Source organism: Stenotrophomonas sp. PS02301 (assembly GCF_029959485.1).
Taxonomy (GTDB): Bacteria; Pseudomonadota; Gammaproteobacteria; order Xanthomonadales; family Xanthomonadaceae; genus Stenotrophomonas; species Stenotrophomonas maltophilia_Z.
This window is the reverse complement of the sequence record NZ_JASCOO010000143.1, coordinates 1-7,771: the sequence shown is the minus strand read 5'-3', so window position 1 is coordinate 7,771 and position 7,771 is coordinate 1. Positions and strand designations below refer to the sequence as shown.

Annotated in this window: 7 protein-coding genes; 2 read left to right on the top strand and 5 right to left on the bottom strand. The window is 67.4% G+C overall.

Going from position 1 to position 7,771, the window contains the following annotated elements; genetic code table 11:
- Positions 1–172: 172 nt before the first annotated feature.
- The gene (locus QMX81_RS19815) at positions 173–943 is read left to right on the top strand and encodes an NAD kinase (protein WP_121037882.1); all 771 of its coding nucleotides are present in this window, start codon (positions 173–175) and stop codon (positions 941–943) included.
- Positions 944–1,022: 79 nt separating this feature from the next.
- The gene (locus QMX81_RS19810) at positions 1,023–1,970 is read left to right on the top strand and encodes a 5'-nucleotidase (protein ID WP_088434636.1); all 948 of its coding nucleotides are present in this window, start codon (positions 1,023–1,025) and stop codon (positions 1,968–1,970) included.
- 48 nt (positions 1,971–2,018) lie between these two features.
- On the opposite strand, the gene QMX81_RS19805 is transcribed toward QMX81_RS19810, so the two are convergent.
- The 5 genes from QMX81_RS19805 to kynU all read right to left on the bottom strand — a co-directional run bounded on the left by QMX81_RS19805 (position 2,019) and on the right by kynU (position 7,463).
- The gene (locus QMX81_RS19805; RefSeq protein WP_282264061.1) at positions 2,019–2,600 is read right to left on the bottom strand and encodes a DUF2939 domain-containing protein; all 582 of its coding nucleotides are present in this window, start codon (positions 2,598–2,600) and stop codon (positions 2,019–2,021) included.
- Between the two features lie 61 nt (positions 2,601–2,661).
- Positions 2,662–3,348 carry a DUF2461 domain-containing protein gene (locus QMX81_RS19800; RefSeq protein WP_121037876.1) on the bottom strand — a complete coding sequence of 229 codons (687 nt, stop codon included), beginning with the start codon at positions 3,346–3,348 and terminating at the stop codon, positions 2,662–2,664.
- Entirely contained in the window at positions 3,345–4,784 is a 1,440-nt protein-coding gene (gene sbcB / locus QMX81_RS19795; RefSeq protein WP_282264058.1) for an exodeoxyribonuclease I, read from the bottom strand. Before sbcB ends, QMX81_RS19800 begins: the two co-directional genes overlap by 4 nt.
- Positions 4,784–6,151 carry an NAD(P)/FAD-dependent oxidoreductase gene (locus QMX81_RS19790; protein ID WP_282264057.1) on the bottom strand — a complete coding sequence of 456 codons (1,368 nt, stop codon included), beginning with the start codon at positions 6,149–6,151 and terminating at the stop codon, positions 4,784–4,786. The genes sbcB and QMX81_RS19790 overlap by 1 nt, the downstream gene beginning before the upstream one ends.
- A 34-nt stretch (positions 6,152–6,185) precedes the next feature.
- Positions 6,186–7,463 carry a kynureninase gene (kynU, locus tag QMX81_RS19785; protein WP_282264055.1) on the bottom strand — a complete coding sequence of 426 codons (1,278 nt, stop codon included), beginning with the start codon at positions 7,461–7,463 and terminating at the stop codon, positions 6,186–6,188.
- Between the last annotated feature and the right edge of the window lie 308 nt (positions 7,464–7,771).

Here is a 7,771-nt window from a genome sequence, read left to right as displayed (position 1 = left end):
CCCCTGACTCAGGGGGGCTCTGCTCCAGAGGGATGGGCGGGGGCCGGTAACGGCATTGCATGAGAAACACACGGCTCCGCTTCGGCGGGGCCGTTTTCGTTTCCGTTCGTGCCGGCCCGCGACCGGCACGAACGGTTATGCTCTTGCCGGCATACCCCACCCGGATTCACCGATGAGCGACACCCCCCGTATCGCCTTCCTGGCCAGTTCCACCGAAGCGGCGCAGCTCGCCCTGGCACAGATGCGGGCCCGCTACGGCGACTACGCGCCCGAGCAGGCCGAGGTGCTGTGCCCGTTGGGCGGTGATGGCTTCCTGCTGCAGACCCTGCATCGCTACGGCGCGCTGGATCGGCCCGTGTTCGGCATGAAGCTGGGCACGGTCGGGTTCCTGATGAACCAGTTCCGTGATGACGATCTGCCCGCGCGCCTGGCGGCCGCCGAGCCGGCCAACCTGCGGCCGCTGGAGATGCTGGCCCTGACCGAGTCCGGCACCACCACCGGGTCGCTGGCCTACAACGACGTCTCGCTGCTGCGCCAGACCCGCCAGGCCGCGCATATCGGCATCGACCTCAACGGCCAGGAACGCGTGGCCGAGCTGATCGGCGACGGGGTGCTGGTCGCCACGCCTGCCGGCAGCACGGCGTACAACTATTCCGCGCATGGCCCGATCCTTCCGCTGGGCTCGCACACGATCGCGCTGACCCCGTTGGCGCCGTACCGTCCGCGCCGCTGGCGCGGGGCGATCCTCAAGGCCGACACCGAAGTGCGGTTCCGCGTTCTCGACCCCTACAAGCGCCCGGTCAGCGTCACCGCCGATTCGCATGAAACCCGCGATGTGGTGGAAGTGACCATCCGTGAATCGCGCGAACGCCGCGTCACCATGCTGTTCGACCCGGAGCACAATCTGGAAGACCGGATCCTGAGCGAGCAGTTCATGTTCTGACGGCGCACGGCCGTGGCGGCCATGCTCTGTGGGAGAATGGCTGGCCGGCCGCTGCGGCCGCATTGGATTGCTGATTGCCATGGGCGACAACACCCCCCGTTTGCTGACCGTTGCCGTGACGTCGCGGGCCCTGTTCGATCTGGAAGAGGGGCACGCGCTGTTCGAGGCCGAAGGCGTCGATGCCTACGCCGAGTACCAGCGCAAGCACGAAGATGATGTGCTGCGCCCCGGCGTGGCCTTCCCGGTGGTGCGCAAGCTGCTCGCGCTCAACCAGGGCCAGTCGCCGGAACAGCCGCGGGTGGAAGTGATCCTGCTGTCGCGCAACTCGGCCGATACCGGCCTGCGCATCTTCAATTCGATCCAGCACTACGACCTGGGCATCATCCGCGCGACCTTCACCGCGGGCGAGCCGACCTGGCCGTATGTGAAGCCGTTCGGCACCGATCTGTTCCTGTCGGCCAACCCCGAATCGGTGCGGCGCGCGCTGCTGCACGGGATCGCTGCCGCGACCATCCTGCCCAAGCCGCCGGGCGAGACCATCGCCGCGGCCGAACAGGTCGATCTGGGCCGTCCGCTGGGCCAGCTGCGCATCGCCTTCGATGGTGATGCAGTGATCTTTGGCGATGAGAGCGAACGCATCTCGCGCGAGCAGGGCGTGGAAGCCTTCGGCCGCCATGAGCGTGAGAACGCCCGTGAGCCGCTCAGCGGTGGCCCGTTCCGCAACTTCCTCTCGGCGCTGCATACGCTGCAGGCCGTGTTCCCCTCGGGCGAAGATGCGCCGATCCGCACTGCGCTGGTGACGGCGCGCTCGGCGCCGGCGCACGAGCGGGTGATCCGCACGCTGCGCGAGTGGGGCGTGCGTCTGGACGAAGCGCTGTTCCTCGGCGGCCGCCACAAGGGCCCATTCCTGGAAGCCTTCGGCGCGGACATCTTCTTCGACGATTCGCAGCACAACATCGACAGCGCGCTGCAACACCAGAGCGTGGCCGCCGGGCACGTGCCGCACGGGGTGGCCAACGACGGTTGATGCGCCACGGGGGTGCGTGGGTTCCAGGTACCGACCCACGGTCGGTACCTACGGGATCGGCAGGACCGACGGCGCAGTGGTGTCAGGATTGAGCGGCAGGCGGATGTCGACCAGCCGCCAGCGCAGCCCCGAGCGCTGCAGGATGAAGACCACCGGCGCGCCCTGCGGCGTGTAGGTGGTGGCGGTGAACCGTGACAGCGACTCGAATCGGTGAGTGGCGCCCTTCAGGGGCCGCGCCGGCCGTGGCGCCGCATAGGCGTCATTGCTGGGGCTGTCCAGATCGTTGCTGGCGCGCTTCCACAGGGTGTGGCCCTCCAGCAGCGCACCGATGCCGGTGGGGGTGACCAGCGCGTCCACGGCGGTCGCGCTGAGCCGGTCGCCGGCCGAGAGCAACAACGCGCCGAACAGGCTGGACTGCATGTCCGGACCCGCGCGGCGGACCACGTAATCGCTCAGCTGGGCGCGCAGGTTGGCGCGCAGCATCGGGAAATCCACGTAACGGTCGAGTTTGGCGGTATCGCGCTGTTCGATCGCGCGGCTGAGGCCATGCACGGTCACGTAGGGGCCGCTGAACACGATGCCGGCCAGCACCAGCAGCACGCTGACCAGCAACCAGAGCAGCTTCTTCATCGGGTCTGCCTTGTCGTCATGGTGCCCAGCTTGACCCAGCGGGCGTCAGTGCACGTGAAGCTCAGAACTCCAGGTCCAGCGCCGCGCACAGGTAATCCACGAAGGGGGCGAGCGTGACCAGGTCGGCCGCGATGGTCTGGCGCAGCCGCGGGCCGGTCATCGTGGCGTCGTCCAGCGAGCGCCAGAACACCCAGTTGCGGTGCTTGAGATCGTCGATGAACTCGAACTCCGGCTCGAACCCGCGCGGGGCCCGCACCAGCTTTTCGCTTTCCTCGAAATCAAACGTCTTGCGCAGCACCGGCGAATGCGCGGCGGCCTTCCAGCTGCCGGGGTTGTCGACGATGAAGTGCCGCACCTTGCGTTGGGTGGCCGGCTCGGGATGCCACAGCCCCGCGCCGACGAAGCTCTCGCCCGGCTGCAGGTGGATATAGAACGACGGCGCTGGAACCTGCTTGCGGCGCTCATGGAACAGGCGCGCGCCCTGCCAGCTCTTGTAGGGCGACTTGTCGTTGGAAAAGCGCGCATCGCGGTAGATACGGAACAGCGAGCCACCCACGGTGCGCGGGTCGGCCCGGAAGTGCTCGCTGACCGCGGCCAGGTCCGGCTGCAAATCGGTGATCAGGCGCAGGAACGGCTGGCGGACGTGCGCTTCGTACGTCGGCTTGTGCTCGTTGAACCAGGTCTTGTCGTTGTTGCGGGCCAGGCCACGCAGGAACGTGAAGGTCGCCGGGCTGAAATAGGTGCTCATAGGCTGCTCTGCAGGTGGGTGCCCCAGTCGCGCAGCTGCTGCAGCAGGGCGAGCTTGCCGGCATCGTCGGCATGCTCTGCGGCCAGTGCATCCAGCTGCGCGGTGAACTGCGGCAGGGTCTGTTCGCCCAGCGATGCATCGCCGAGCAGGCGCTGGCGACGATAGTCGTTCCAGCGTGAGCGCTCGGTGGTGTCCAGGGTGTCCGGGTAGTTGCGGGCGCGGTACCGGAACAGCAGCTCGGGCATGCGCGGATCGCGCAGGCGCTCGGCGAAGCTGGCCAGTTCGGCCGGTGGGCTGGTGCGGATGCGGGCCATCAGGGATTTGTCGCCGTCGGCCAGGAAGCCGTCATACAGCGACGCATCGACATCGCTTGGCGCCAGGGTGCGCTCGCCGGAGTACACCTGGCGGACCTTCTCGGCCAGTGCGGGACCGATCTGGCGCAGCCGCTCGGCCTTGGCTTCGATTGCGGCCGGGTCGATACCCAGGCGCGCATGGTCGGCCGGGCGAAGATGGTTCCAGGCGACCAGCGCCGGGACCTTGTTGAGGTGCACTTCCTTGAGCGGCACGCGCTGCTCACCCTCGGCCATGTCGGCGGCGCGGGTGTACAGGCGGGCGGCGATGGTTTCCGGCGGCAGATCGAGCAGCGGCTCGATATCGCCGTCCAGATCGAGCGCGATGATGCGGTTGTTGATGAAGGGATGGCGCGCCAGTGGCAGTACCGGTGCGGCGCACATGCGTTGGGCGGGGTAGCGCATCGAGATGTGCAGCACCGGCTGCATTGCATCCACATCCAGCAGGCTACCCACGAAGCGCTTGTCGCGCAGCTTCAGCGCGTAGTCCCACAGCCGTGGCTGGGCCTGCTTGAACAGCTTGGCCAGGCCGATTGTCGCGTACACATCGGACAGCGCTTCATGCGCATCGCCCTGACGGACGTTGTTGGCCGTGGCCAGGTGCTCGAGCTTGAACGAGGTGGCGCCGTCTTCGCGCTGCGGCCAGACAATCCCGTCCGGGCGCAGCGCATGCAGCAGCCGCATCATGTCCAGCAGATCCCAGCGCGAATTGCCGTTGCGCCACTCGCGTTCGTAGGGGTCGTAGAAGTTGCGGAACAGCCCGTGGCGGACGAATTCATCGTCGAAGCGCAGCGTGTTGTAACCCAGCGAGCAGGTGCCCGGCTGCGCCATCAGGTCGTTGATCCGCGCGAACGCCTCGGCCTCGGTGACGCCGGCGCTCAGTGCGTGCTGCGGGGTGATACCGGTGATCAGGGTGGCGACCGGGGAGGGCAGCAGATCATCGGCCGGTTTGACGTAGAAGCTGACCGGTTCTTCGAGGATGTTCAGATCGGCATCGGTGCGGATACCCGCGAACTGCGCGATGCGCGTGCGGCGCGGGTCCTGACCGAAGGTTTCCAGGTCATAGAACAGGAAGCTGTCGGCCATCAGTGCGCACCCTCCAGGACGGGCAGTTGTTCGTGGACCAGCCGCTCCAGTGCGGCCCAGTCGATATGCGCCAGGCTGTCGTGCCCGGCAGTAGCTTGCTCCAGCATGCGCCGCTGCAGCTCGGTGCGCGCCAGCGCAACGGCGTACGGGGTCCGCAGGAAGGTGACCATCGTGTAATGCGGCACGAAGCGGGTCGGCCAGCGCGCCTGCAGCGCCTGTTCCAGTTCGCGCTGCAGCAGGAACTGCGGATCGGCCACGCGGTCGCGCATCTCCAGGTAGTTCTCCAGCGCCATCTGCTGGATCGCCTCGGCATTCGGCTTGCGGTCCGCTTCGAATGCAGCGAAGGCCTCGCCCAGCGAATCCTGCTCCAGCAGATGCGCGGCCAGGGCGATGCAATCCTCGAAGGCGCAGTTCATGCCTTGGCCGTGGAACGGCACCATTGCGTGCGCGGCATCGCCGATCAGCACCGCGCGGCCCTTCATGTGCCAGTGCTTGAGATGCAGCGTGCCGAGCAGGCCCGGCGGATGCTGCTCCCAGTCGCGGCGCAGGTTCGGGATAAGCGCCAGCGCATCGGGGAAGTCGCGCGCGAACAGCGCCTCGGCCTCGGCTCCGCTGTTGGTGGTGGCAAAGCTCGGATCGCCCTCGTTGGGCAGGAACAGCGTGACCGTGAACGTGCCTTCGTCGTTCGGCAACGCGATGCACATGTAGTGCCCGCGCGGCCAGATATGCAGTGCGTTGGCCTCGATCCGGAACCCACCATCGTCGGTCGGCGGGATCTCCAGCTCCTTGTAGGAGTGATCCAGGAAGTCGATGCGCTCGTCCAGCGGCTGCTTGCGGTTCATCGCCGCGCGCAGCGCCGAACCGGCACCGTCGGCCCCGATCAGGGTATCGAAGCGGATATCGTGCGGCTGGTCGTCGCGGTCATCGATGAAGCGTGCGTAGCCCGCATCGAAGTCCACCGTATGCAGGCGCCGGTGGAAGTGCACGGTGGCACCGGCATCCTCGGCCAGCTGCAGCAACGTGGTGTTGAGGTCCTTGCGATGGATCGACCAGATCACCTCGCTGTCGTCCCGCCCGTAGCGCTGCAGCTGCGGTTCGCCCTCGCGCGGGTGAATCATGCGCCCACGCATCATCACCGCCTTGGCCATGACCGCGTTTTCGACCCCGGCCTGGCGCAGCGCATGCCGGCCACGTTCGGCGAGCGCCAGATTGATCGAACGACCGGACTCGTAATCGCTCACGCGCGGATCGCCGCGGCGCTCATACAAGGTGATCTGCCAGCCCTGGCGGGACAGCAGGATGGCCAGCAATGAACCGGCCAGGCCAGCGCCGATGATGCTCAGCGAGCGGGAGGGGGTAGCGATCAAGGCGATGTCCGTGGGGGCGGGGAGGGCGGTCGGGTCAGAGACCGGCCCAGGCTTCCACTTCCTCGACGAAGTGGTGCAGGTCGAGGTAGCGGTTGTACAGCGGTGTCGGCGAGATGCGGATCACGTCGGGCTCGCGCCAGTCGCCGAGCACGCCCACGGTCTGCAGGTACTCGAACAGGCTGCGGCCGCGCTCGCGGCCACCGGCCACACGCAGCGAGAGCTGGCAGCCTCGGCGCTCCGGCTCCGAAGGCGTCAGCACCTCCAGCACACCGGACAGGCGCGCACGCACCAGCGCATCCAGCATCCCGGTCAGGCGCAGCGATTTGGTCCGCAGCGCATCGATGCCACCGGCTTTGTCGACGACATCGAGGGCAGCGCGCAGCGGGGCCAGACCCAGCACCGGCGGATTGCTGAGCTGCCAGCCTTCGGCACCGACCGCGGGCACGAACTGCGGCGCCATCTTGAAGCGGGTGGCTTCTTCATGGCCCCACCAGCCGGCGAAGCGCGGCAGCGTGGCATCGCGGTGATGGCGTTCGTGCACGAAGCAGCCGGCCACGGCGCCCGGGCCGGCGTTGAGGTACTTGTAATGGCACCACACGGCGAAATCCGGCGCGATATCGTGCAGCTGCAGCGGCACATTGCCGACCGAATGCGCCAGATCGAAACCGACGCGGGCGCCCTGCAGACGCGCCATGCGGGTGATGGCGTCCAGATCGAACACCTGGCCACTGCGGTACTGCACGCCGGGCCACAGCACCAGCGCCAGGCGCGGCCCGTGTTCGGTGATCGCGCGTTCGATCGCCTGCAGCGAGATCGTGCCGTTGGGCTCATCGGGCTGCACCTCGATCAGATCGGTATCGGGGTTGAAGCCATGGAAGCGGATCTGCGATTCCACTGCATGCCGATCCGTCGGGAAGGCGCCGGCCTCCATGAGGATGACGGGGCGCTCGGCGGTGGGCCGGTAGAAGCTGACCATCATCAGGTGCAGGTTGACGCTGAGGGTGTTCATCGCCACGACTTCGCTGGGCAGGGCGCCCACCACGCGAGCGAGCTGTTCGCTCACCAGGCGGTGGTAGTGCAGCCACTGGGTGTCGCCGGTGAAGTGGCCTTCGACGGCCAGCGAGGCCCATTTATCCATGACTTCCTGGACGGCGGCACGTGCGCCGCGCGGCTGCAGACCCAGCGAGTTGCCGACGAAGTAGGTCTGGTCGCGGTGGTTGTGCTGGGGGAAGACGAATTCGTTGCGCAGGGCGCGCAGCGGGTCGGCGGCGTCCAGGGCAACGGCATGGGTGCGGCTGAGGAGTTCGGACATGGTGCAACCGGCGGTGTCAGTGAGCCGACAGTTTATCCGGGTGGTGGGGGTGTGGGCTGAATCTGGCTTGCGGTGCTGTTTTGGCGTGGGCTGGTGGTTGGCGCTCTAGCTGGAGGCCGGAGCCAACGCCAACGCCAAAGCCAAAGCCAAAGCCAAAGCCAAAGCCAAAGCCAAAGCCAAAGCCAAAGCCAATGCGTACGGGGTGACGTTCCAGTGTACGGGCCGGTGTGGGTGGGTCTGCTGGACCCGCCGCAAGTACGTCCGTGTAGGCTCGTAGTGCGGCATCCATGCCGCACACGGTCCTGCAG